At 32.2% G+C, this 23,862-nt stretch carries 20 protein-coding genes; 12 read left to right on the top strand and 8 right to left on the bottom strand.

The features are described 5' to 3' along the window. Positions 1-28 precede the first annotated feature (28 nt). Together ACTS9J_RS11860 and ACTS9J_RS11855 are read right to left on the bottom strand one after the other, a co-directional pair. Positions 29-370 carry a phage holin family protein gene (locus tag ACTS9J_RS11860; RefSeq protein ID WP_115001266.1) on the bottom strand — a complete coding sequence of 114 codons (342 nt, stop codon included), beginning with the start codon at positions 368-370 and terminating at the stop codon, positions 29-31. Between the two features lie 134 nt (positions 371-504). Continuing rightward, positions 505-2,040: a glycine--tRNA ligase gene (locus ACTS9J_RS11855; protein ID WP_219035232.1), complete on the bottom strand. Its 1,536-nt coding sequence runs from the start codon at positions 2,038-2,040 to the stop codon at positions 505-507. A gap of 204 nt (positions 2,041-2,244) precedes the next feature. Between ACTS9J_RS11855 and ACTS9J_RS11850 the strand changes: the two genes are divergently transcribed. The 4 genes from ACTS9J_RS11850 to ACTS9J_RS11835 all read left to right on the top strand — a co-directional run bounded on the left by ACTS9J_RS11850 (position 2,245) and on the right by ACTS9J_RS11835 (position 6,078). Further along, positions 2,245-2,763 carry a hypothetical protein gene (locus ACTS9J_RS11850; RefSeq protein ID WP_286495819.1) on the top strand — a complete coding sequence of 173 codons (519 nt, stop codon included), beginning with the start codon at positions 2,245-2,247 and terminating at the stop codon, positions 2,761-2,763. A gap of 99 nt (positions 2,764-2,862) precedes the next feature. Further along, the gene (locus ACTS9J_RS11845) at positions 2,863-3,309 is read left to right on the top strand and encodes an HYC_CC_PP family protein (RefSeq protein ID WP_125349052.1); all 447 of its coding nucleotides are present in this window, start codon (positions 2,863-2,865) and stop codon (positions 3,307-3,309) included. 128 nt (positions 3,310-3,437) lie between these two features. Beyond that, entirely contained in the window at positions 3,438-5,690 is a 2,253-nt protein-coding gene (locus ACTS9J_RS11840; RefSeq protein ID WP_286495820.1) for a TonB-dependent receptor, read from the top strand. 22 nt (positions 5,691-5,712) lie between these two features. Further along, on the top strand, positions 5,713-6,078 hold the full coding sequence (locus tag ACTS9J_RS11835; protein ID WP_221856639.1) for a heavy-metal-associated domain-containing protein: 366 nt from the start codon (positions 5,713-5,715) through the stop codon (positions 6,076-6,078). Positions 6,079-6,145: 67 nt separating this feature from the next. Here the strand turns inward: ACTS9J_RS11835 and dnaJ are convergent, their stop codons facing one another. Together dnaJ and ACTS9J_RS11825 are read right to left on the bottom strand one after the other, a co-directional pair. Continuing rightward, positions 6,146-7,270 (bottom strand): molecular chaperone DnaJ, encoded by a 1,125-nt coding sequence (gene dnaJ, locus ACTS9J_RS11830; RefSeq protein WP_286495821.1) that lies wholly within the window; start codon positions 7,268-7,270, stop codon positions 6,146-6,148. Between the two features lie 14 nt (positions 7,271-7,284). Beyond that, positions 7,285-7,842 carry a nucleotide exchange factor GrpE gene (locus ACTS9J_RS11825; protein ID WP_286495822.1) on the bottom strand — a complete coding sequence of 186 codons (558 nt, stop codon included), beginning with the start codon at positions 7,840-7,842 and terminating at the stop codon, positions 7,285-7,287. Positions 7,843-8,204: 362 nt separating this feature from the next. Here ACTS9J_RS11825 and ACTS9J_RS11820 point away from each other — a divergent pair, with 362 nt between their 5' ends. After that, positions 8,205-9,083 carry an IS982 family transposase gene (locus ACTS9J_RS11820; protein WP_448353065.1) on the top strand — a complete coding sequence of 293 codons (879 nt, stop codon included), beginning with the start codon at positions 8,205-8,207 and terminating at the stop codon, positions 9,081-9,083. A gap of 411 nt (positions 9,084-9,494) precedes the next feature. Here ACTS9J_RS11820 and ACTS9J_RS11815 read toward each other — a convergent pair whose 3' ends face one another. Both ACTS9J_RS11815 and ACTS9J_RS11810 read right to left on the bottom strand, forming a co-directional pair. Beyond that, the gene (locus ACTS9J_RS11815) at positions 9,495-11,933 is read right to left on the bottom strand and encodes a TonB-dependent receptor (protein WP_416411129.1); all 2,439 of its coding nucleotides are present in this window, start codon (positions 11,931-11,933) and stop codon (positions 9,495-9,497) included. Further along, a complete protein-coding gene (locus ACTS9J_RS11810) occupies positions 11,881-13,572 on the bottom strand; it encodes a M23 family metallopeptidase (RefSeq protein ID WP_448353271.1) in 1,692 nt (563 codons plus the stop codon). Before ACTS9J_RS11810 ends, ACTS9J_RS11815 begins: the two co-directional genes overlap by 53 nt. A 195-nt stretch (positions 13,573-13,767) precedes the next feature. Between ACTS9J_RS11810 and ACTS9J_RS11805 the strand changes: the two genes are divergently transcribed. The 7 genes from ACTS9J_RS11805 (at position 13,768) to ACTS9J_RS11775 (ending at position 21,130) form a co-directional block, all read left to right on the top strand. After that, the gene (locus tag ACTS9J_RS11805) at positions 13,768-14,634 is read left to right on the top strand and encodes a hypothetical protein (RefSeq protein WP_448353270.1); all 867 of its coding nucleotides are present in this window, start codon (positions 13,768-13,770) and stop codon (positions 14,632-14,634) included. A gap of 121 nt (positions 14,635-14,755) precedes the next feature. Then, positions 14,756-15,100, top strand: a complete 345-nt coding sequence (locus ACTS9J_RS11800) for a hypothetical protein (RefSeq protein WP_019975371.1) — start codon at positions 14,756-14,758, stop codon at positions 15,098-15,100. A 7-nt stretch (positions 15,101-15,107) separates the two neighbouring features. Then, positions 15,108-15,398, top strand: a complete 291-nt coding sequence (locus tag ACTS9J_RS11795; RefSeq protein ID WP_038335658.1) for a cell division protein ZapA — start codon at positions 15,108-15,110, stop codon at positions 15,396-15,398. Positions 15,399-15,661: 263 nt separating this feature from the next. Further along, complete coding sequence (rny, locus tag ACTS9J_RS11790; protein ID WP_371875740.1) at positions 15,662-17,224, top strand: ribonuclease Y; 1,563 nt, start codon at positions 15,662-15,664, stop codon at positions 17,222-17,224. A gap of 381 nt (positions 17,225-17,605) precedes the next feature. Further along, complete coding sequence (locus ACTS9J_RS11785; RefSeq protein ID WP_291061799.1) at positions 17,606-18,565, top strand: ribonucleotide-diphosphate reductase subunit beta; 960 nt, start codon at positions 17,606-17,608, stop codon at positions 18,563-18,565. Between the two features lie 79 nt (positions 18,566-18,644). Continuing rightward, positions 18,645-20,345, top strand: a complete 1,701-nt coding sequence (locus tag ACTS9J_RS11780) for a ribonucleoside-diphosphate reductase subunit alpha (protein WP_115001235.1) — start codon at positions 18,645-18,647, stop codon at positions 20,343-20,345. Between the two features lie 62 nt (positions 20,346-20,407). After that, entirely contained in the window at positions 20,408-21,130 is a 723-nt protein-coding gene (locus ACTS9J_RS11775) for a hypothetical protein (protein ID WP_286496359.1), read from the top strand. 60 nt (positions 21,131-21,190) lie between these two features. On the opposite strand, the gene ACTS9J_RS11770 is transcribed toward ACTS9J_RS11775, so the two are convergent. Next, entirely contained in the window at positions 21,191-22,036 is an 846-nt protein-coding gene (locus ACTS9J_RS11770) for a DUF4197 domain-containing protein (protein ID WP_416411010.1), read from the bottom strand. Between the two features lie 55 nt (positions 22,037-22,091). Then, entirely contained in the window at positions 22,092-23,678 is a 1,587-nt protein-coding gene (locus ACTS9J_RS11765; RefSeq protein WP_038333563.1) for a peptide chain release factor 3, read from the bottom strand. Positions 23,679-23,862 lie beyond the last annotated feature (184 nt).

Raw genomic sequence — 23,862 nt, 5'->3', positions numbered from 1 at the left:
GCTTTTTATATGTAGTAATTTGTATAAATTAGTCTCCCATCATTCCTCCAACTAAAGAATTGACAATTGCTAAAACAATACCAAATAATAATGCGTACCAGAATCCGTCAACATGAAAACTATCTCCCATAATTGCGCTTGCTAATAAGATAATAATTGCTGTAATCACAAAAGAAAATAAACCTAATGTTAAGATTGTTACAGGTAAACTAATAATGTTTAAAATTGGTTTTACAACGGCATTTAAAAGTCCGATAACAAGTGCAACAATAATCGCAGAACCATATCCTTTTACAGATACTCCAGGTAAAATGTTAGCAAGTCCGAAAACAACTAATGCTGATACCAAAAGATTAATAATAAAGCCCATAATTTGTATTTTTTAGATTAATATATCTAAATTAAAATCAAAAGTTTTGCCAAATTGTTAAAAATTTTAATAAAAATGAAAAAAGCTCAGAAATTTCTGAGCTTTAGTATTATTGTATTGAGAAGATATTCTTTTTATAATTGTTCAAAAAGATATTTCATGTTGACTTCTTTGTCGATAATTTGAGCTAACTCATTAATATTAACACGTTTTTGCTCCATTGTATCACGGTAACGTAAAGTAACAGAATTATCGTTTAATGAATCGTGGTCAACAGTGATACAGAAAGGTGTTCCAATCGCATCCATACGACGGTAACGTTTACCGATAGTATCTTTTTCTTCGTACATTACGTTGTAATCTAAACGTAATTTCTTCAAAATTTCTTTCGCTAATTCTGGTAAACCATCTTTCTTTACCAATGGTAAAACAGCAGCTTTAATTGGCGCTAATGCAGCTGGTAAAGATAATACAACACGTTCTGATCCATCTTCTAAAACTTCTTCTTTCAATGAATTTGAGAAAACTGCTAAGAACATACGATCCAAACCTACAGAAGTTTCTACAACATAAGGTGTGTATGATTCGTTTGTTTCGTTATCGAAATATTGAATTTTTTTACCTGAATGTTGTTCGTGTGCTTTCAAATCGAAATCTGTACGTGAGTGAATTCCTTCTAATTCTTTGAATCCGAATGGGAATTTAAACTCAATATCAGCAGCAGCATTTGCATAGTGCGCTAATTTTTCGTGGTCGTGGAAACGATAATTTTCATTTCCTAAACCTAAAGTTTGATGCCAACGTAAACGTGTTTCTTTCCATTTTTCGTACCATTCTAATTCAGTTCCTGGTTTTACGAAAAATTGCATTTCCATTTGTTCAAACTCACGTTGACGGAAAATAAATTGACGTGCAACAATCTCATTACGGAAAGCTTTACCAATCTGAGCAATTCCGAAAGGTAATTTCATACGTCCAGATTTTTGTACGTTCAAGTAATTTAAGAAAATACCTTGAGCCGTTTCTGGGCGTAAATATAAATCCATTGCTTGATCTGCTGTTGCTCCTAATTTTGTTCCGAACATCAAGTTGAATTGACGAACTTCTGTCCAATTTTTAGAACCAGTTACAGGATCAGCAATTTCTAATTCTTCAATCAAAGCTTTTATATCGTCTAAATCTTCGTTTTCCAAAGATTTTCCCATGCGCGCTAAAATTGTATTGATTTGATTTTGATATTCTACAACACGAGGATTTGTCGCAACAAATTGATCTTTATCAAAAGCATCACCGAAACGTTTTGCAGCTTTCGCAACTTCTTTCTCTATTTTACCTTCAATTTTTGCACAATGATCTTCAATTAAAACATCGGCACGGTAACGTTTTTTAGAATCTTTGTTATCAATCAAAGGATCATTAAACGCGTCAACGTGGCCCGAAGCTTTCCAAGTAGTAGGGTGCATAAAAATAGCAGAATCAATGCCGACAATGTTTTCGTGCATTTGTACCATTGCTTTCCACCAATATTGTTTGATGTTATTTTTTAGCTCAGCTCCGTTTTGACCATAATCGTAAACGGCTGATAATCCATCATAAATCTCACTCGATTGAAAAATGAAACCATATTCTTTCGCATGAGAAACTACTTTCTTGAAAATATCTTCTGACATAATTAATTGTGTGTTCTTATTTAAAGTGCAATTTTAGTGATTTTTGATGACTATTGAGGTATATTTTGATAAAATCGTAAGGCTTTAATCGCTTATTCTATTTTTTGAGAAGATTATTAACAAAATGATTGATTTTACTATTCGAGTTATTTCAATTTCAATCAAAAAAAACATACTTTTAAATCATTAAAAAATGATAACCTTATGAAAAAGTTTATTCTTCCTATTCTATTATTAAGTTTTGTTACAAGTTGTAATTCTAATAATTCATCTAGTTCATCAACAGAAAATAAAATTGAAAGTGAAGTGAAAGATTCGGTTAAAGAATCGGATGTTAATTATAATGTTGCGCTTGATTTTATGAATAATTATGTTGATTATATCATGGATACAATTGTTAAAATAAACGAAGATGAGTATATCAAGCAAAATGAATTGTTGACGCAAAGTTTTAAAGATCGATACAAATTTGTGCAAGATTCTGCTTTTAAAGTTGAGCCAGAAGTTGGGTTGGATTTTGATCCAATTGTCGATGGACAAGATTTTCCTGATAAAGGATTTAAAATAAAATCGATTGATAAAGCAACAGGTTTAGTGACTTTGCAAGGGATAGATTGGCAAAATTTTGAAGTTGTTTTGAAAATTGTTAACGAAAACGATAAATCGTTGGTAAATGGTTCTGGGATTATTAATATTCCGACGAACAAACAGGCAAGAAGATAAAGTGATGAAAACTGAAAATTCTATAAGAAACTTTGAAAATGATATAAATTTCAGTTTGTTTTGATTTGAATTTTTTGTTTATTTTTGTCCAACATGAAAATGCAACATTACATAAAGTATGTTTTGTCGGTGGTTTTGATTTTTTCAAATCTTAGCTACGCATTTTCTATGCATTTTTGTCAAGGAGTGGTGGAGCAAGTGAAGTTGAATCATTTGGATAATAATTCGCACGAAATGGGAGTTTCTACTTCGTGTTGTCCTCCAAAAACAGAAAAAAAACATTGCGAATTACCGGAAAACAATAAATCTAAAAAAGATGATTGCTGTAAGGATATTTCATATTCGGATAAGTTTGTAGAAAAGCAAACTGTCAAAATTCAAAAACTTATTCCGATTAGTTTTATAGTTTCTGAAATTCTTCAAATTAGAATTCCGATTCAAGATGAAGAGGTGAGCAATCAATCTAGTTTCCTTGATTTTTATGTTGCGTCAAATGCACCGCCAAATTATATACTCAATTCTCAGTTAACATTTTACGAAGGGTAATACCCGTTTATTTTTTGATTAAATTAATCAGAAAACAATACGCTATTATCTAAATATTAAAGTATTTGATGAAAATCTAATCAACAAGTACACAATAATAAATAGGCATTGAGCCTTAAATCGTAAAAATGAAAAAAATATTCACTTCAGTATTTATACTAAGTGCTGCGTTTTCTTACGCACAATCTACTTTAAAAGGAAAAATTACAGATCAAAATCAACAACCAATCGTTGGAGCAGAAGTGTTTTGGCAATCGTCAGATATTACTGTTATTACAGATGAAAAAGGAAACTTTGAGATCGAAAATTATCAACCAACCTCAATTTTAGGTGTTTTTTATGACAATGAAACAACAACTTTTAAGGAATTAAAAGACGAATTTCAGAATATCACCATCAATGTAAAAGATCATTTTGGGGATACTTCGTTGAATGAAGTTGTGGTTCGTGATACAAGTAGTTCGCTTAAAAAATCGAAGTTTGCAACCAATATGACGACAATGACTGGAAAAGAATTGTTGAAAGCAGCATGTTGTAATTTAGCTGAATCTTTCGAGACAAATCCTTCTATTGATGTCAATTTTTCGGATGCTGTAATGGGAAATAAGCAAATTAAAATGTTGGGTTTAACCTCTCCTTATATTTTGATTGCAGAAGAAAATATACCAAATGTTCGTGGAGCTTCGCAAGCTTTTGGGCTTAGTTTTACGCCAGGAACTTGGGTAGAAAGTATTCAGGTGACGAAAGGTGCGGGAACGGTGATTAATGGTTATGAAAGTATTTCTGGGCAGATTAATACAGAATTAATCAAACCTTCAAATGATATTCCGTTGTTTGTGAATCTTTATGGTTCTACAGATTCGCGCTTCGAAGGGAATGTGCATTTGAACAAAAAATTGAATGATAAATGGAGTACTTCTTTGTTTATGCATGGAAATGCACGCGTTTCGAAGAATGATATGAACGATGATGGGTTTTTAGATAATCCGCTTGGACATCAAGTTAATGTGATGAATCGTTGGCAATATCAAAACTTAGAAAAAGGTTGGGTTGGATTTTTATCTGCAAGATATTTGAATGATACAAAACAAGCAGGACAAGTTGATTTTGATAAAGATCGTGATAAATTAACAACAAATTATTGGGGGTCAGAAATCAATACAAATCGTGTGGATGTTTCGTCAAAAATTGGGTATGTTTTTCCAGAAATGCCTTATCAAAGTATGGGATTACAAACGGCGTTTAGCTATCATAAACAAGATTCTTACTTTGGATTGAATCAATATGATATTGAGCAACAAAGTTTTTATTCCAACTATATTTTCAGTTCGATTATTAGCAATACAAAAAATAAATTCTCTACAGGAGCGAGTTTTACGTATAATAAATTCAAGGAATTTGTAGCGCTTCCGATTGATGCGAATTATGATCGAATTGATAATTCTGCAGGAGCATTTTTCGAATATACGTTTGATAATATGAAGAATTTCAATATGATTGCTGGGCTTCGTGGAGATTATCATAATCGAATGGGATTTTTCTTAACACCTCGTTTGCATACACGTTATACACCTGTAAAAGGAACAACAATAAAAGCTTCGGTTGGTCGTGGAAAACGAATCAATAATATATTTGCAGAAAATCAGAATTTATTTGCTTCTTCAAGACAATTTAATATTTTGGGCGATGGAAATGGAAAAATATATGGTTTAGATCCAGAAATTGCATGGAATTATGGATTTAGCGTAACTCAAGAATTCAAATTATTTGGAAAAAATGCTGATGTTACAGCAGATTTTTATCGAACAGATTTCGAAAATCAAATTGTGACGGATATCGATTATTCAGCGCGCCAAGTTAGGTTTTATAATTTAGAAGGAGATTCGTATGCAAATTCGTTCCAATTCGATTTTAATTATAATCCATTTACGCATTTCAAAATTAGAGCATCATACAAATATTATGATATAGCAACCGATTATGAAAACGGAAAATTAGAACGTCCATTGCAAGCGAAGCATCGTTTCTTTACAAATCTTGAATATGAAACACATGAAAGAAATGGAAGAAATTGGCGTTTTGATGCGACGTATAATTGGATTGGAAAACAGCGTTTACCAAATACATCAGATAATTTGCCAGAAAATCAGTTGAATGAATATTCGAATCCATTTGGGACAATTAATTTCCAGATTACACGTGTTTTTTCAAAACATTTTGAAGTATATATTGGAGGAGAAAATGTAACGAATTATCAACAACATCGCGTAATTTTAGGAGCAGATAATCCTTTTGGTTCAAATTATTTCGATAGTTCGATTGTTTATGCACCAATTTTTGGACAAATGTATTACGCTGGATTAAGATTTAGTTTAAAATAAAAATCATAAAAAATATAAAATAATGAAAAAATTATTAGCCTTTGCTTTGGTTGCGACTTTAGGAATTAGCGCACAAGCACAAAATAAAAATGCGAAACACGATTTACACGTTAAAGGAAATTGTGGACAATGTAAAGACCGTATTGAAAGAGCGGCTTATGGTGTAAAAGGCGTAAAATCTGCTGAATGGGATAGTAATACGCAAAATTTACATATTATATTGAATGAAAAAAAGAGTAAAGTGGATGATGTAGAAAACGCTGTAGTAGCGGTTGGACACGATACTGATAATAAACGTGCAGAAGAAAAAGTGTACGGAAGTTTACCTTCTTGTTGTTCGTATGATCGTGAAGGTTCAGCTGGGGAAGCTAACACGCATAGTCATTAAAAGATTTTAAAATATAAAAAAATCCATCTCATTTGAGATGGATTTTTTTATATCATTTGATTTTCAATTACTGAAACATATCTTTCACACGTTCAAAGAATGATTTTTCATTTTTCGAAGGTTCTGGTGAGAAATGATCATCGTCTCTCATTTTTTCAAAATACGCTTCTTGATCTTTCGATAAATGAGTTGGTGTCCAAATGTTAACATGCACAAATAAATCACCTTTTCCGTAACCGTTCAAATCTGGTAAACCTTGACCTTTTAAACGTAATACTTTTCCTGATTGAGTTCCTTTGTCAACTTTAATTTTCACTTTTCCGTTAACCGTCGGAATTTCTTTCGAAGCACCTAAAACAGCATCAGGAATAGAAACATACAAATCAAAATGTAAGTTGTTTCCATCACGTTTTAATGTATCGTGTTCTTCTTCTTCAATCAAAACAAGTAAATCACCAGGAATACCATCAAAAGGCGCATCGTTACCTTTTCCACGAACTTGTAATTGAATTCCTTCTCTTGCTCCAGCAGGAATTTTAAGATCGATTGTTTCCTCAACTTTGATTAATCCTTGATTATTTGCTCCCGAAGGAATTTTGTCTGCAACTTTTCCTACTCCTTGACATGTTCCACAAGTTGTAGCAGTTTGCATTTGTCCTAAAAATGTGTTGGTAACACGAACTTGTTGTCCAGAACCGCCACAAGATGGACATGTTTTAGATGTAACGCCATCTGCTTGTTTAAAACGTTTAACTTTTACTTTCTTTTCGCAACCGTTAACCATTTCTTCTAAGTTCAATTTTACGCGAATACGCAAATCAGAACCTTTCATTCGACGTGGACCACGAGATTGACCTCCAAATCCACCACCGAATCCTCCGCCTCCAAAGATATCGCCGAAATGAGAGAAAATATCTTCCATATTCATTCCGCCGCCACCGCCGAATCCTGCGCCAGCAGCTCCGCCCATTCCTGCATGTCCGAATTGGTCGTAACGTGCACGTTTGTTGTCGTCGCTTAAAACTTCGTAAGCTTCTGCAGCTTCTTTAAATTTATCTTCTGCCTCTTTGTCACCAGGATTTTTGTCAGGGTGATATTTGATGGCAAGTTTACGATAGGCTTTCTTGATATGCTCTGATGTTGCAGATCTTTCGACCTGCAATATTTCGTAATAATCTCTTTTTGATGACATTTTCTTAATCTAAATTATAATCCAACAACAACTTTAGCGTAGCGAACTACCACATCATTTAATAAATAACCCGTTTCTACAACGTCTACAATTTTTCCTTTTAAATCCTCTGTTGGAGCAGTAATTTGAGTAATTGCTTCGTGTAAATCAGTATTGAAATCGTCTCCAGCTTTAGTTTCCATTTCTTTCAAACCTTTTGCACGTAACGTTTCTACTAATTTATTATTGATTAATTCAACACCTTGATGTAAGCTGTCGTCTCCAGACTTTTCAATTTGATTTAAAGCGCGTCCAAAATCGTCTAAAACAGGCAATAAAGACGTAATAACTTCTTTATTTGCTGTCTTGAAAATGTCCATGCGTTCGCGCGAAGTACGTTTTTTGAAGTTGTCAAACTCTGCAAATAAGCGTAAATATTGGTCTTTTTCTTTTGCTAATTGTTCCTTAACAATTTCTAATTCTGACTTTCCAGCAGTTTCTTCTTGTGGTTGTTCTACAGTGTTATCACTCTCTTGAACGTTTTCTTGAAGATTCTCGTTCTCTAATTCTTCGTGTATATTTTGGTCAGACATATTCTTATTAGTTTTTTTGTTTCTGATTGAATCAAATAGTTTGCCAATGCCCATTATGTGTCGTTTTGTCAGATTTTAAATAAAAAAGAAGCACTTCTGTCGCGAGAAGTGCTTCGGTAAATGTATAAAGTTTTTTTTGATTTGAGTTTTACTTTGAGGATGCGAAGTTGAAATGAATTCAACTTGACAAAGAGCGTATAAAAAAACATTTTATTCTTTACAATTATCTTAGCCTGTCTTTTTGTCTTTCCATTTTTTTGGAAAAAAATTAGTATAACCCGTTGTGCATTTTGATTAATAAAGAATAAAGTTGTTCATTTGATTGAAAATCAGTAAATTGTTTTAACTACAAAACATTTACAATGAACAACTTACTTGCAAATTACGAAAGAATATTGGAAGTTCTACGGAAAATATCAACAGATACACTTTTAATTTATCAACGTAGAAGACCTAAACTTTTTGATTTAGAACTCATCAGTCTTGTCTTAACCGCTGAATTTATGGGTATTGATAGTGAAAATCATTTATTTCGAAATCTTCCTAATGCGTTAAGTTGTAAAATTGAGCGTAGTATTTACAATCGTAGAAAACGTAAATTATCAGAGCAAATTAATAGTATTCGCCTCAAATTAGCGAAAGAATTTAATGAATTTGAAAATTGTTTCATAGTTGATAGTATGCCGTTGGAAGTGTGTAAAATAGCAAGAATTAATCGCTCGAAAATTTGCAAAGAACATCAGTATAGTGCACCAAATAGAGGTTTTTGTGCTTCTCAGCAAATGTCTTTTTATGGCTATAAACTTCATGCTATTTGTTCTTTAAATGGTGTTTTCCAGAGTATTGATATCAGTCCCGCATCTGTTCATGACATTCATTTTTTGAAAGATGTTAAAACTCAAATGTATGATTGTTTGCTACTTGGAGACAAAGGATATTTGTCACAAACAATTCAAATTGACTTATTTAATGAAGCTAATATTCGATTAGAAACTCCGAAAAGATCCAATCAAAAAGATTATAAACCTCAGTTTTATCCATTTAAAAAGTATCGAAAAAGAATTGAAACGTTATTTTCTCAACTATGTGATCAGTTTATGATTAGACGTAATTATGCAAAGACTTTCGAAAGGTTTAAAACCAGAATTCTAGCTAAAATTACTGCACTTACTGTGGTTCAGTACATTAATAAAACATACTTTAATCGAAATATTAATAAGCTAAAAACCCAAATTATTTAAAATGCACAACGGGTTAGTATACTTTGTTTCTTTTATTATTCTTACTTTTTAAATATAAAATAAATGGAGTTAGTATTCCTGATATAATTGAAATTGGAAATATCCAAAATGGAAGTAAAATCCATAAAAAATAATATTCTAAAGTTTTATAAAAATTGAAAAAAGTAAAACCTTTTAAGTTTTGATTTTCAAAGATTTCATTTAATGATATGAAAAATAGTAAAAATGAAAATAACCAAAATATAAAACTATAAGTCTTTAAATATTTTATTTTACCTATTTTCTTGTTCATGAAAAAAATAGGTAAAATTGAAAAAATAAATATAATTGGAATGATGATATAACCGATATATTTTTGAAAATCCATTATTAATAAGAATTAATTTATCCTAATATTAATTTTGAATAGTTTTAAAACATAAAATTAATCTTTCCATTCAAGAAACGTCCTGTCAAATAATTTGGCATTGTGTAAACTGCACTCGAATTTACGTCGCGAATCCATGAATTACTGATTTCGTTTTTAATATCAAATACATTGAAAACATCTACACCAATTGAAATTTCTTTGAAATTACTCCAGAATGTTCCTTTTGATGGTTTCAATTCTTTTTGATTAATAATTTCTTTTACAAAACCAATGTCAACACGTTTGTAATCTGTCAACGTTGTTTGGTATTGGTAAGGATCTACAAATTGTGGTGCTCCATTTGGCAAACCAGAAGCATAAATCAAATTTACATTCACTTTGAAAGATGGTAAAAACTCCATATAATCTTGGAAAAATGCAGATAATTTGAAACGAGGATCTGTTGGTAATGGAATATTTCCTCTGTCATCAATATTTTGATAAGCTCTCGCATACGAAGCCGAGAACCAAGAATCTATACCAGGAACAAACTGCCCAAATAAACGCATGTCAAGTCCATACGCATAACCTTTGGAGTTATTATCTGCCGTATAACGAATTCTTACATTGTCTACATAATACGGATTCAAATCGTTTAAGATTTTGTAATAAACCTCAGTTGTTAATTTGAACGGACGATCCATCCATTTGAATTCGTAATCGTTTCCAAATATAAAATGAATTGATTGTTGCGATTTTACTTTATTATTCAAAGAACCATCTAAACGACGAATTTCGCGATAGAAGGGAGGTTGATAATAAATACCTGTCGAAATACGGAACAACATATCGCTTTCCCAATCTGGTTTAACAGCGATTTGAGCACGAGGCGAAATAGTTGTTTCTTCGTTAAAATCCCAATAAGCCGTACGCACACCAGCATTGAACAATACTTTTGAATCATTCCACATAAATTTGCTCGTATATTGCGCATAACCTGAAATACGATTTGTTTTTAAATTATTTTTAGAGTTCACATAATAACTTAAATTCAAACCATTTCCTGGATTTGGATTCACAACATATCCTGTCGAATCGATTGCTTGCCATTCACCTAATAAATCACGAATATCTTCTTGTTGAAATTTTGCACCCCACTCAATATCATTGTTTCCATTGATTTTATATTTTCCTTTGTGTTGAATTCCAGCAACCAACGCATCAAAATTATTTCGTGCATGATCGATTTGCGAACCAACATCATTCGTAGAAGTTGCAAAGCCTTTTTCGTCTACTTCGGAAATGAAATAAGAACCTTGAATATCAAAATATTCGCGCTCTTTCGAATGATAAGCAAAAAGATCTAACCCTAAATCTACTTTAGAATTTGGTTGATATGTAAATGATAAACTTCCTGTTTCTGTCGCAAATTTATCATCTTCTTTTCCGTCATAAAAAACAGTTAGCAACAACGGCGTATCCATTGTATTGATATAAGTTTCACGTTTTATAGGAAACATTTCGTAGCGCGAACGCGACATTGTTCCCAAAAATGCAACATTCCATTTATCATTTAATTTATAATTGATATTGGCTTGTACATCGTAATATTCAGGATTGAAATTGGTATCACCTTTTAAGGTATTCAACACTAAATTTCTGTTTTGATAGCGCGCTCCAACAATTGCTGAAAGTTTTTTGTCTTTAGAACCTCCGCCTAATGTCAAACTTCCGCCCATTAAACTTGCTTCTAATTGTCCTTCAAATTTAGTGGGACGTTTGTAGGTAACATCTAAAACAGAAGACATTTTGTCGCCGTATTTTGCTTCCCAACCACCAGCAGAAAAGTTGATAAATTGCGTCATCGCAGGATTTACAAAACCTAAACCTTCTTGTTCGCCAGAACGAATCAATTGAGGTTTATAAACTTCGATTCCGTTAACGTAAATTAAATTTTCGTCATAATTTCCTCCGCGAACCATATATTGCGAACTCAATTCTGTATTCGAATTTACGAAAGGTAACGTTTTCAATAAATCGGCAACTCCGCCAGTCAAACTTGGTCCTTGTTGCATTTGCGCAGCACTCAAAACGGTACTTTGCAAAGGTTTATTTTTATTAGATTGAAAAGAAATTGTTGCTTCACCTAATTCAATCGCATTGGTTTGATCAGGAACTAATTGAACAAAAATTTCTTTCTTGTTTTTATCTTTTAGCGTAAATGTTTGTGCAAACGAATGATAACCATTGTTGTTAAAAGTTACGGTAACGGAAGAGTTTGATGGAATTTCTATTTTGAAATTACCATTTTGATCCGTAAAATAAGATTGATCGTTGACAATAATCTCAGCTTCACTAATTGGAATTCTATTTTCGTCGACAACTTTACCATTAATTTGCGCAGTTTGAGCAAATAAAATTCCACCCAAAAGAGATAAACTTATGGTACTAAGAAATCTTTTTGAATGTTGTAGAGTACGTTGCTGTGTTGTTTTTTTCATCTTTCACGTTTAATTCTAATTGATGGTCACCAACCGAAATCTGTTCTTTGTTCAAATTAATCGATAATCGTTTAATTTTTTGATCATATTCGGCTAAAACCCACTTACCATCGATATAAGCTTTATAATCTTTTATCCCAGATTGTGCATCATCAATTGTAAATTTGATAATAGCATTAGCTTGAGTAAATTGACTATCTGATTTGATATTTAACGGAGTAATTGTCGGTTTAGTATTGTCAATTAAAATAGAAAAAACACCAAAATCTTTTGGATTTGCAACAAGCTTTCCATTTTTGAGCTCTGTTGTTAAATAATCTTTTTTCCAAGCACCTCTTTTTTGATATTCGCGTACAATAACAGCTTTGTCCAATTGCGCTGTCGGAATGTCAGCAGTCGGTTCTATTGCTAACGTGTAAGTTTGATGAACTGGCATATAATAATCGCCCACCCAATGTTTACCATTCGAGAATTTATAAGCTAAATCAAAATCTTCATAAAAAATATTTTTAGGGAAAAATATTTCGATTCCATCAGATTTGAAATGATTTTCTTTGTTCCATAACATTGGATTTGTTTCAGGAAGTTTCGCAGAATCTACAAATGCTTTTCCATTAACAGTAAAAGATTGCGAAGATAAATTTCCTGCATAATCAGAAACATCAATTTTTACTTTGTATGATTTTCCATCTTCAAGCTCTAAAATTCCATTGTTTTTTAAGTTAGAATACATTCTGACAGGATTTCCATTTTTTACAAATCCTTGGTACACCCAGCTATTATTTTTCTGAATATCGCCATAATCGCAAACTGTATTTATAGCTCGCGCTTCATCAAACGAAAAACGGCTAGAAGTAAACGTATAAATAGGTTCATCATTCACATAAATATTTATTTGATGAACACCGTTATTATTTTCTGCTCCATTGTGCTTGTCATACGCTTTTACACCAAAACCTATTACACCAGAAGCAGAAATTGTTCCACCATTTGCCACAACAATTCGATTGGTTTTTTGATTCACATCGCCATAAATAGGATAAGCATATAAACCTAAAATAGATGGTTTTCGTGTATCAGGCAAATCAAAACCAAAATAAAAAGGATTAATTGGTTCTTCCGCTTCGGTATCACGAATTTCGAAATGTAAATGTGGACCACCAGAGCCTCCAGAATTCCCTGAAAGCGCAATCAAATCGCCCATTTTAACAGGAATTTCGTTTGGTTTTGGATGCAATTCGATCTTAAACGTTTCATTCGCATATTGTTGTTTGCGCACATATTCTTGCAATTCTGGTATAAATTCTCTCAAATGCGCATAAACAGAAGTATATCCATTTGGATGATCGATATAAAGAGCATTTCCATATCCTGTTGGCGAAATATTAATACGAGAAATGTAACCATCTCCAACCGCTTTTACTTTCAGACCTTCGCGTTGTTGCGTTTTGATATCAAGCCCAGCGTGGAAATGATTGGCACGTAATTCTCCAAAATTACCAGCCAAATAATTGGTGATTTCTAAAGGATTTTGGAAGATATTTTTTGGATACGTTTCGGATTTTGGTTGTTCTGCTCGTTGTCCAAAAACAACAGAACTTAGTAATAAGTTTAGGAAAATTGGCTTAATCACTTTCATTTTTTCTTTTCAATAATTAACAAATCAGTTAAAAGTAAACTAAATCTTTTACAAACATCTTTAATCTTTTGAATTTCTGAAAATTATTTCAAGATAAATCTTTGAAAAATAAAATTAAACAATTGATTATAAATAGCTTGTATTTGTAAAATAATAAACAAGTAAAAGAAAAGGATTTTGGTGAATGATTGAAAAATGATGCAACTAATTTTAAATCAACCATTAAAAAACATCATTATTAGAAAAATTATTTTAGCACTTTTTATAGGTGCTTCTATCGCAAGTTGTAATGAATACAAAGGTTCAGAAAGTAATGCAGAATTGGCTGCTGATGCGAAAGAAGAAGTTGCGGTTTCTAATGCTGCAAATTTAGAAGTAGAAGGGAAGGTTTTTAAATCGAATGCGTTGATCGAAATGAAAGTAAAAGATGCGATGAAAGATGCGGTTCAAATCGAAGAAAATGCGATTTCGTTGAATGGATTTGTTTTGAATAGTGAAATGATTAATCAAATTTTAGATTCGGATATAGTTGAATTATCTGAAGAAAGCGTTAAGAAAATAGACAAAATTCAACGTTCTTATTTGATTGAATTGAAAGTTCCGTCAAATAAATTGCGTGAGCATGTCAAATTTGCAGTGGAGAAAGGAATTATTATCGATCATATTTTGATTAATAATGAAGAAATGACCTTTGAGAAATATGAAAATGAGTTGAAAAATGAAAACAATAAAGCAATGAAAATCTCGAAACAAATCGAAAATAAAGTGAATAAAGCGTTGATAAATGATGCTACTTCTTATGCGACTATTGCGTATCAATTATCAGAAGAACCACGAGTTGTAACGAATATTTTACCACAAACTGATTTGAAAGCTTATAGAGAAATCAACTTAGGATATGAGTTAAAACAAAGTTGGAAAGATGGAATGTATTATTTCAAATCAATTTTGATTATTTTCTGTCAATTTCTGCCAACTATTCTTTCGGTATTGTTTTTGTTTTTTAGTATCAAGTATGTTGTGAAAGTAGTGAAGAATAGAGAAACGAAACAAAAAATGTAAGTAAATCTCTATTTGTCAAATGAATAAGAAAAAACTGATAATATTTAGGTTATTGTATTGATTAGAAGTAAAAAAATACTATTTTTGCAATAGAAGCTAGAATAATTGAAATTCTCAGGAGATGGAAAAAATGGTAAAATTTAATGAACTTGAAAACAAAGTTTTAAGTGTTTTAGGCCAACTTGGGAATTATAAAGATATATTGAAGGGCGCTGAAAACTCGATACAAGAATTGGAAAAATTGCAAAATGAAATCAATTCTCTAAAAGAAGAAAATGCCCGATTGAAAAATAAATTGAGAGATTCGCAAGCGAATAACTTAAATTTAAATGAGGAAGTAAAACGATTAAAAGTCGTTAATGCAATGAGCGGAAATCAGGAGTACAAACAAATGATGAAGCAAAGAATGAACAAATTAATAAAAGAAGTCGATACGTGCATCGCTCAAATTAAAACTAATAATTAATAAAAGAATGTCAACTCAACGAATTGAGATAAAAATTGCTTCACGTCATTACCCAATGACGATTAATTCTGACGAGGAAGAAATGTTACTTTCTTGTGCAGAAGAAATAAATGGTATTTTGAAACAATTTGAACAAAAGTACGCTGTTTCTGACAAACAAGACGCGCTTGCAATGGTGACAATTCAGTTAGCTTTACGTGAAGCAAAGCTGAAAAAGCAAGTGAAAGATAACGAAGAAATGACAACAGAGCGCATTTCGAAGTTATTAGAATTGATTGATCAGTCAATCGCAAAATAAGAGAAGTTCTGACAGTTGTGAAACTGTCCACTAAACAATATTCCTACATTAGTTCTAGCTATTTTGGTTAACTCAACACTAGTTTTGTTACCGAGTGAACACCGTTCGGAAAGCGGGCCGCAACCTTTTAGGTTCATTTATTTGACAGCGGATACTTGACTGACGGACTAACTCAAATCCTGTTTACAGGAGTTAACTCAAAACATACTTTACTAATGTAGGTTTTTTTATATATAAACATTACATAATCTATGGACCCAATTATGACAATAATTATTGCAATTGTTACATTAATCATAGGTGCAGCGGTGGGATATTTCTTATCAAAAAAATCAGTTGATAAACAGAATCAAGAACTGATTGACGAAGCAACTCGCAAAGCACAAAATTTGATTAATGATGCTGAGAAAGATGGTGAAGCCATTAAAAAAGAGAAAATTTTTCAAGCCAAAGAAAAATTTTTAGAATTAAAATCTAAACACGAAGAAGTTGTTAATCAACGTGAAAGAAAAGTAGCTGATGCTGAGCTTAAAGTAAAAGAACGTGAAGAGAGAATCAAAACGGACTTAGCAGAAATTCAGAAACAAAAAGATCAGATTAAATCTGAGAAAGGAAATATACAAGCACGTACAGAGAAGCTTAACATTAAGCAAAAAGAAGTGGATACGATGCACAAAAAACAAGTAGAAATCCTTGAGAAAATTTCAAACTATTCTGCTGATGAAGCACGTGCTGAATTGATTGAAGTCTTGAAAGACGAAGCAAGAACGAAAGCACAAGCTCATATCCAAGAAATTATGGAAGAGGCTGAATTGGATGCGAAAAATGAAGCGCGTAAAATTGTGATTTCTTCTATTCAACGAATCGGAACAGAGCAAGCGATAGAGAATGCAGTTTCTGTGTTTAACATTGAATCTGATGAAATCAAAGGACGTATCATTGGTCGTGAAGGACGTAATATTCGTGCAATAGAAGCTGCTACAGGAGTTGAAGTGATTGTTGATGATACGCCAGAAGCGATTATTCTTTCATGTTTTGATCCTGTTCGTCGTGAAATTGCTCGTTTATCTTTGCACCGTTTAGTAACGGATGGGCGTATTCACCCAGCACGTATTGAGGAAGTTGTGGCAAAAACAACAAAACAAATTGAGGATGAAATTATCGAAGTTGGTAAGAAAACAATTTTAGATTTGGGAATTCACGGTTTACACAAAGATTTGGTTCGTATTGTTGGACGAATGAAATATCGTTCTTCTTATGGTCAAAACCTGTTACAACACTCTCGCGAGGTGGCAAATTTGGCAGGAACCTTGGCTGCAGAATTAGGATTAAATCCTAAGTTAGCGAAACGTGCAGGTTTATTACACGATATTGGTAAAGTTCCGGAGCAAGAATCTGAATTGCCTCACGCAATTTTGGGGATGCAATGGGCAGAGAAATATGGAGAACATCCAGACGTAATTAATGCAATTGGAGCTCACCACGATGAAATAGAGATGACTTCTTTAATTTCGCCACTTATACAAGTTGCCGATGCAATTTCTGGTGCTCGTCCAGGGGCTCGTCGTCAAGTTGTGGAATCGTATATGCAACGTCTGAAAGATTTAGAAGCTACGGCTCTTAACTTTGATGGTGTGGAAAAAGCATACGCTATCCAAGCTGGTCGTGAGTTGCGTGTGATTGTAGAAAGTGATAAAGTTGATGACACAAAAGCAGCTGAATTATCGTTCTTAATTTCGGATAAAATTCAAAACGAAATGACTTATCCAGGTCAAGTTCGTGTAACTGTAATTCGTGAAACACGTGCAGTAAATATTGCAAGATAAAATTTAGAATTTAATCATATTCTTTAGGCAAGTCTATAACAAGGCTTGCCTATTTTTTTGTTAAATTATAGAAAATTAATCCAAGTTATAGTTGTTGTTTTGATAAAAATTATTAAATTATAACGAATAAAAATTCAAAAATAATTAATTAATAATCAAATAATTAACAACTTGTTGATAACCTTTTTATTTTTTAAGATTACAAAATTTTTAATTGTAAAATCTTATCTTAATTTTGAAAGAATCGATGAGTAATTGAAACGAAAATGTAACCCTATTGAGGTTCAAATTTCTAAATAAAATAAAAGAACCAACTTCATTTATTTTGATGAAAGAATTCGTTTTTACCAAAGTTTATTAATCTAAAAAGTCCAAAAAACTATGTCTATTTTTGATAAAAGGGTAAATTATAAACCATTTGAATATCCTGAAATTTTAACCTTTACAGAAGCAATCCAAAAAGCATATTGGGTACACGGAGAAGTAGATTTTACTTCAGATATCCAAGATTATCATGCCAATTTAGATGATGCGAAACGCGAAATTCACAAACGTTCTATTTTATCAATTGCGCAAGTTGAGGTAACGGTAAAAGGATTTTGGGGAGATTTGTATCACTATTTTCCAAAACCCGAATTGAATGGATTAGGTGCTACTTTTGCAGAATGTGAGTTTAGACATAGTGAAGCGTATTCGCGTATTTTGGAGGTAAATGGTTATTTAGATGAGTTTAATGTAGCCTTGCAAAATCCAATTTTCAAAAGTTATAATACGTTTGTTGGAGAAATTATGCGTGACGAGAACAAATCAATTGTAGAGAAATTATTGTTCTTTGCATTGGTAATCGAAGATAGTTCGTTATTCTCGAAATTTGCAAATATTTTGGCATTTACACGTTTTGATGGTTTAATGAAAAATACAGCAAATATCATTGCTTGGACATCTACAGATGAGCAAATTCACGCAAATGCTGGGATTTATTTGATTAATAAAATTCGTGAAGAAGGTTTATTACCAGAGGAATTAGATCAAAATTGGGTAGAAACTGCTGTTCGTGGTTATATTGACCAAGAAGAAATGATGTTAGATTGGATTTTCGAGAAAGGAGAATTTAGTTATTACTCAAAAGCAGATTTATTAAATTATATGAAATACCGTATTGATGAAGCAATTGCTAAAATTGGATACAAAAAAATATTTCATATTTCCCAAGAACAATATAAGCCGATGGCTTGGTTTGAGGAAGAAGTTTTTGCAAGTAGCTTAGATGATTTCTTCGCAAAAAGACCAGTAGATTATACTAAACACGACAAAAGTATTTCGGCCGACGATTTATTTTAAACCGCCAAAACTTTTTATCAAAAACACAACTATAAATAAAATTATTTAACAATATCACATCATTATAAATTCTAAAGCTATGGACAATCCAATACCACACGACGACATTCAAAATATATTTTTTGACGGTGAAGCACCAAAATTATGGTGGAAAAACTCTGAATCTGAACAAATTTTGAATAGAGGTTATTTATTGAAAGGGGAAACAGTTGAAGGAGCTATAGATCGTATCACGGCTGCGGCTGCAAAACGTTTATACAAACCAGAATTGCAAGAATCTTTCAAAGAAATGATAGAAAGAGGTTGGATGAGTTTATCATCTCCAATTTGGGCAAATATGGGAACAGAGCGTGGTTTACCAATTTCTTGTTTCAATGTTCATATTCCAGATAGTATTGAAGGAATTACGCATAAATTAGGAGAAGTTATTATGCAAACTAAAATCGGTGGTGGTACTTCTGGTTATTTTGGTGAATTGCGTGAGCGTGGAGCGGCGATTACAGATAACGGAAAGAGTAGTGGTGCTGTTTCGTTTATGGAATTGTTCAATTCTGCGATGAATGTGGTTTCTCAAGGTTCTACACGTCGTGGAGCTTTTGCGGCTTATTTGGATATTGATCATGATGATATCGAAGAATTTTTGAAAATTAAATCGATAGGAAGTTCAATTCAGAATTTATTTTATGGTGTTTGTGTGCCAGATTATTGGATGCAAGAAATGATTGATGGAGATGCGGATAAACGTCAAATTTGGGCGAAAGTTTTAGAATCACGTCAAGAAAAAGGATTACCATATTTATTCTTTACAGATAACGTAAATAAAAATAAACCACAGGTTTACAAAGATTTAGGAATGTCAATTAATGCTTCTAATCTTTGTTCAGAAATTATGTTGCCTTCATCTGCTGATGAATCATTTATTTGTTGTTTATCTTCTATGAACTTAGAGCTATACGATGAATGGAAAGATACTGAGGCAGTACGTTTAGCAATTTTCTTTTTAGATGCAGTTTTACAAGAATTCATCGAAAAAACAGAAGGAAATCATTATTTAGCATCAGCTAATCGTTTTGCAAAACGTCACCGTGCATTAGGTTTAGGTGTATTAGGGTGGCACTCTTACTTACAACGCAACATGATTCCTTTTGAAGGAATGGAAGCGAAATTACGTACAACAGAAATTTTCAAGCATATTCAATCTAAAGCAGATAAAGCTTCGGAAGAATTAGCTCGTATTTATGGTGAACCAGAGGTTTTAAAAGGCTACGGACGTCGTAATACAACAACTTGTGCAATTGCACCAACTACGTCTTCTTCTGCGATTTTAGGACAAACTTCTCCAGGAATTGAGCCGTTTGCTTCAAATTATTACAAAGCAGGTTTATCGAAAGGAAACTTTATGCGTAAGAATAAATATTTGACTAAATTATTACAAGAAAAAGGAATCGATAACGAAGATATTTGGCGCGAAATCATGTTGAATGGTGGCTCTGTGCAACATTTAGAACAATTGACAAAAGAGGAAAAAGATGTGTTCAAAACATTCAAAGAAATTTCTCAATTAGAAATTGTTCAACAAGCAGCGATTCGTCAAAAATATGTAGATCAATCGCAGTCATTAAACCTAAATATTCCACCAGATTTACCTGTGAAAGAAGTTAACCGTTTGATGATCGAAGCTTGGCAATTAGGTGTAAAAACATTGTACTATCAGCGTTCACAATCAGTTTCTAAGGAATTAGTTGCAAACTTAGTTTCTTGTTCTTCTTGTGAAGCTTAATAGGAAATGATATATTTTATTACAAATAGAAAATCCGCTCATTGAGCGGATTTTTAGATTTTATGAATTTTTTAGATTTAGTTATTATTGAACAAAAATTTACTGATTTAAAGTCGTTGAAAAGAACGGCTTTATTAATTAATATTATTGGATGCATTTTAGGTTTGAGTACATTAGTTTTTCAGTTTTTTAATGAAATTTTAATTTATTTATCTTTTGTTTATCCTATTTTTTGCATCATTTTAGTTAGATATTATCGAGGTTTGATCTCAATTGAGCCTGAAATTAGACCAAATCTTCCAACAATTTCTATAGGTTTTATGTTATCTTGTTTTGGATTAATCATTAGAACTGCTATGGATTACAATGTCTTAGATTATAAAAATGTATGGGTTCCTTCGAGTGTTATAGCGTTATTAATCTTAATAATCTATTATTTTAATCAATTTAAAATATTGATTTACAACAAGAAAAATTTTGTTTATAATGTTTTTATCATAATATTAATTGAAGTATTTTCTATTTATTCTGTTATATTCATTAATTGTAAGTATGATCAATCTACTCCTCAAATTTATGAAACTCAGATTTTGAAAAAAATTAAGAAAAATAGTAAAGGAGGTAGTAGTTATTATTTAATAATTGAAGATTGGAACAATACATTTATAGAAAAAGAGATAAAAGTAGATTATAAAAAGTATTACTCAAGTTTTGAAGGAGAAAAGCTTAAAGTAGCAGAAAGACGAGGAAGATTTGATATACCTTGGTCTTATTTTATAGAGTAATTATCATCTAAAAGACTCGTTACAAATTGTAACGAGTTTTTTTGATTGAATAGAAGTATTTTACTTCTTACTATCTTGCGCTCCGAAAACCTGTTGTAACAACGATGTTGTACGCAAAGCTTTATTCCCGCGAATTCCTTCTTCTTTTTCTGCAACCATGTTAAACACACCATTTATTGTTTGTTGTGTTACATAAGCATTCAGGTTTGGATCAATTTGATTTCCAGTTAACGTATTGTATTTTGTAATCAAATTATTCCAAACTTTATCCGCACTAACTTTACCTAAAGACGCTTCCACTTTTGGTTGAAAAGCCTTTGTTAAATCAGATGTTGTTTTTAGTTTTAAATAATTGGTAGCCGAATTATTTCCTCCTAATAAAATATCTTTCGCATCTGTAATTGTCATTGATGTCACAGCGTTTACGAAAATAGGAGCAGCTTCAGAAACAGCATCTTCAGCAGCAGAATTTAATAATTTGATTCCTTTATCTGCCAAAGTTCCCATTCCCAAAGAACGTAAAGTTTTTTCTACATTTTGTAATTCTTCTGGCATCAAGATTTTCGCAACTGAATTATTGTAAAAACCATTTTTTTGACCCAATGTTTTTATTCCGTCCGTTAATCCTAATGACAAAGCTTCTTTTAATCCAGAGGCAACAGTTGCGTTAGATAAACCATTTAACTTTGTTAAGGATTCGGCAGAAATTGTTTTAGTATCAGTTGAACCATTTACAACTTTTATAGAGTCAACTTTTACAGTTGAGGTATTTTCTTTTGATGTAGTTTGAGCGTTAGCTTTTTCGAATTCTTTCTTTAAAGTTCCAAAAATTGATTTCAAATCTTGTGCTTTTGCATTAACGGCAAACGCTGAAATCAATGTTAAACTTAATATGATCTTTTTCATTTAGATTTTTTCTAAAAAATATTTCAGTTGGTTAATTCAATTATCTGACCAAAATTTAAAACTCACTTACAAAATGTAATTTCACTGAAGGAAATTTATCTTGCGTCATTTGAATTGTAAAAGCAGAATCTGCTAAAAATACCAATTGATTAAATTTATCTCTCGCTAAGTAACGTTGTTTAACACGTTTGAATTCTAAGAATTCTTCTGATTTTTCATCTTCAACTTCTACCCAACACGCTTTGTGAACAGAGAAAGGTTCGTACGTTGCTTTTGCACCATATTCGTGCTCCAAACGATATTGGATAACCTCATATTGCAGTGCACCAACGGTTCCGATAACTTTACGATTATTCATTTCTAATGTAAATAACTGCGCAACACCTTCGTCCATTAATTGATCAATTCCTTTTTCCAATTGTTTTGCTTTCATTGGATCAGCATTGTTGATGTAACGGAAATGTTCTGGCGAGAAAGCAGGAATTCCTTTGAAAGAAAATTTTTCACCTTCTGTCAACGTATCACCAATTCTAAAGTTTCCTGTATCGTGTAAACCAACGATATCACCCGCAAACGATTCGTCAACCACTTCTTTTTTATCAGCAAAGAAAGCATTTGGCGCAGCGAATTTCATGTTTTTACCTTGGCGAACGTGGAAATAGTTGGTATTACGTTCAAATTTACCAGAAACGATTTTGATAAAGGCTAAACGGTCGCGGTGTTTCGGATCCATATTCGCGTGAATTTTGAACACGAAGCCAGAAAATTTATTTTCATAAGGTTCGACAATTCTCAAATCTGTTTCTTTAGATTGTGGAGTTGGTGCAATATCAACGAAAGCGTCTAACAATTCGCGAACACCAAAATTATTAAGAGCAGAACCAAAAAATACAGGTTGTAAATTTCCGTCCATATATTCTTGCATGTCAAATTCTGGATAAACTCCATCAATTAAATCAATCTCATTACGAAGATTTTCGGCGTAAGTTGTTCCAATTAATGTGTCTAAATCTGGACTTGATAAATCCTCAACTTTCGTTGTTTCAGAAATTTTTTGTTTATTATCTCCAGAAAAAATATTGATGTTTTTCTCCCAAATATTATAAATTCCTTTGAAAGTTGCTCCAATACCAATTGGCCAAGAAAGAGGTGTTACTTGTAAGTCTAACTTTTGTTCAACTTCGTCCATTAAATCAAACGCATCTTTTCCTTCGCGGTCCATTTTGTTAATGAAAACCAACATCGGAATTTTGCGCATACGACAAACTTCTACCAATTTGATTGTTTGTTCCTCAACCCCTTTTGCAACGTCGATTACCACAATCGCAGAATCTACGGCAGTTAGTGTACGGAAAGTGTCTTCGGCGAAATCCTTGTGACCAGGCGTATCTAAGATATTAATCTTTTTTCCTTTATATTCGAATGCTAAAACTGAAGTAGCAACCGAAATACCACGTTGGCGTTCAATTTCCATAAAATCGGAAGTTGCTCCTTTTTTAATTTTGTTACTTTTTACGGCACCAGCTTCTTGAATTGCGCCTCCAAAAAGTAATAACTTCTCTGTTAAAGTTGTTTTACCAGCATCGGGATGGGCGATAATTCCAAAGGTTTTTCTTTTATTTATTTCTTGTTCTAAAGACATCTTAATCAAATTTTCAGGTTGCAAAGATAGTTTATCTCACGAAAATTAGAAACATTATGGTTGATAGAATATTCTAAAGTAAATTGCGTTATTCTAAAAATAGTTGACGAAAGACGTATGAAAAAGATATTTTACTTTTTATTGTTGATAATTAGTGGGATTGTTTGGGGGCAGCATCTGTAAT

This window comes from Empedobacter sp. ULE_I140 (assembly GCF_053482575.1).
The sequence above is the reverse complement of the archived record's forward strand: the minus strand, read 5'-3'. Positions and strand labels throughout refer to the sequence as shown.

Excerpts from the sequence above, each read along its gene's own strand:
- ACTS9J_RS11860 (WP_115001266.1), bottom strand. The coding sequence starts at position 370 with ATGGGCTTTATTATTAATCTTTTGGTATCAGCATTAGTTGTTTTCGGA.
- ACTS9J_RS11855 (WP_219035232.1), bottom strand. The coding sequence starts at position 2,040 with ATGTCAGAAGATATTTTCAAGAAAGTAGTTTCTCATGCGAAAGAATAT.
- ACTS9J_RS11850 (WP_286495819.1), top strand. The coding sequence starts at position 2,245 with ATGAAAAAGTTTATTCTTCCTATTCTATTATTAAGTTTTGTTACAAGT.
- ACTS9J_RS11845 (WP_125349052.1), top strand. The coding sequence starts at position 2,863 with ATGCAACATTACATAAAGTATGTTTTGTCGGTGGTTTTGATTTTTTCA.
- ACTS9J_RS11840 (WP_286495820.1), top strand. The coding sequence starts at position 3,438 with ATGAAAAAAATATTCACTTCAGTATTTATACTAAGTGCTGCGTTTTCT.
- ACTS9J_RS11835 (WP_221856639.1), top strand. The coding sequence starts at position 5,713 with ATGAAAAAATTATTAGCCTTTGCTTTGGTTGCGACTTTAGGAATTAGC.
- dnaJ (WP_286495821.1), bottom strand. The coding sequence starts at position 7,270 with ATGTCATCAAAAAGAGATTATTACGAAATATTGCAGGTCGAAAGATCT.
- ACTS9J_RS11825 (WP_286495822.1), bottom strand. The coding sequence starts at position 7,842 with ATGTCTGACCAAAATATACACGAAGAATTAGAGAACGAGAATCTTCAA.
- ACTS9J_RS11820 (WP_448353065.1), top strand. The coding sequence starts at position 8,205 with ATGAACAACTTACTTGCAAATTACGAAAGAATATTGGAAGTTCTACGG.
- ACTS9J_RS11815 (WP_416411129.1), bottom strand. The coding sequence starts at position 11,933 with ATGAAAAAAACAACACAGCAACGTACTCTACAACATTCAAAAAGATTT.
- ACTS9J_RS11810 (WP_448353271.1), bottom strand. The coding sequence starts at position 13,572 with ATGAAAGTGATTAAGCCAATTTTCCTAAACTTATTACTAAGTTCTGTT.
- ACTS9J_RS11805 (WP_448353270.1), top strand. The coding sequence starts at position 13,768 with ATGATGCAACTAATTTTAAATCAACCATTAAAAAACATCATTATTAGA.
- ACTS9J_RS11800 (WP_019975371.1), top strand. The coding sequence starts at position 14,756 with ATGGAAAAAATGGTAAAATTTAATGAACTTGAAAACAAAGTTTTAAGT.
- ACTS9J_RS11795 (WP_038335658.1), top strand. The coding sequence starts at position 15,108 with ATGTCAACTCAACGAATTGAGATAAAAATTGCTTCACGTCATTACCCA.
- rny (WP_371875740.1), top strand. The coding sequence starts at position 15,662 with ATGACAATAATTATTGCAATTGTTACATTAATCATAGGTGCAGCGGTG.
- ACTS9J_RS11785 (WP_291061799.1), top strand. The coding sequence starts at position 17,606 with ATGTCTATTTTTGATAAAAGGGTAAATTATAAACCATTTGAATATCCT.
- ACTS9J_RS11780 (WP_115001235.1), top strand. The coding sequence starts at position 18,645 with ATGGACAATCCAATACCACACGACGACATTCAAAATATATTTTTTGAC.
- ACTS9J_RS11775 (WP_286496359.1), top strand. The coding sequence starts at position 20,408 with ATGAATTTTTTAGATTTAGTTATTATTGAACAAAAATTTACTGATTTA.
- ACTS9J_RS11770 (WP_416411010.1), bottom strand. The coding sequence starts at position 22,036 with ATGAAAAAGATCATATTAAGTTTAACATTGATTTCAGCGTTTGCCGTT.
- ACTS9J_RS11765 (WP_038333563.1), bottom strand. The coding sequence starts at position 23,678 with ATGTCTTTAGAACAAGAAATAAATAAAAGAAAAACCTTTGGAATTATC.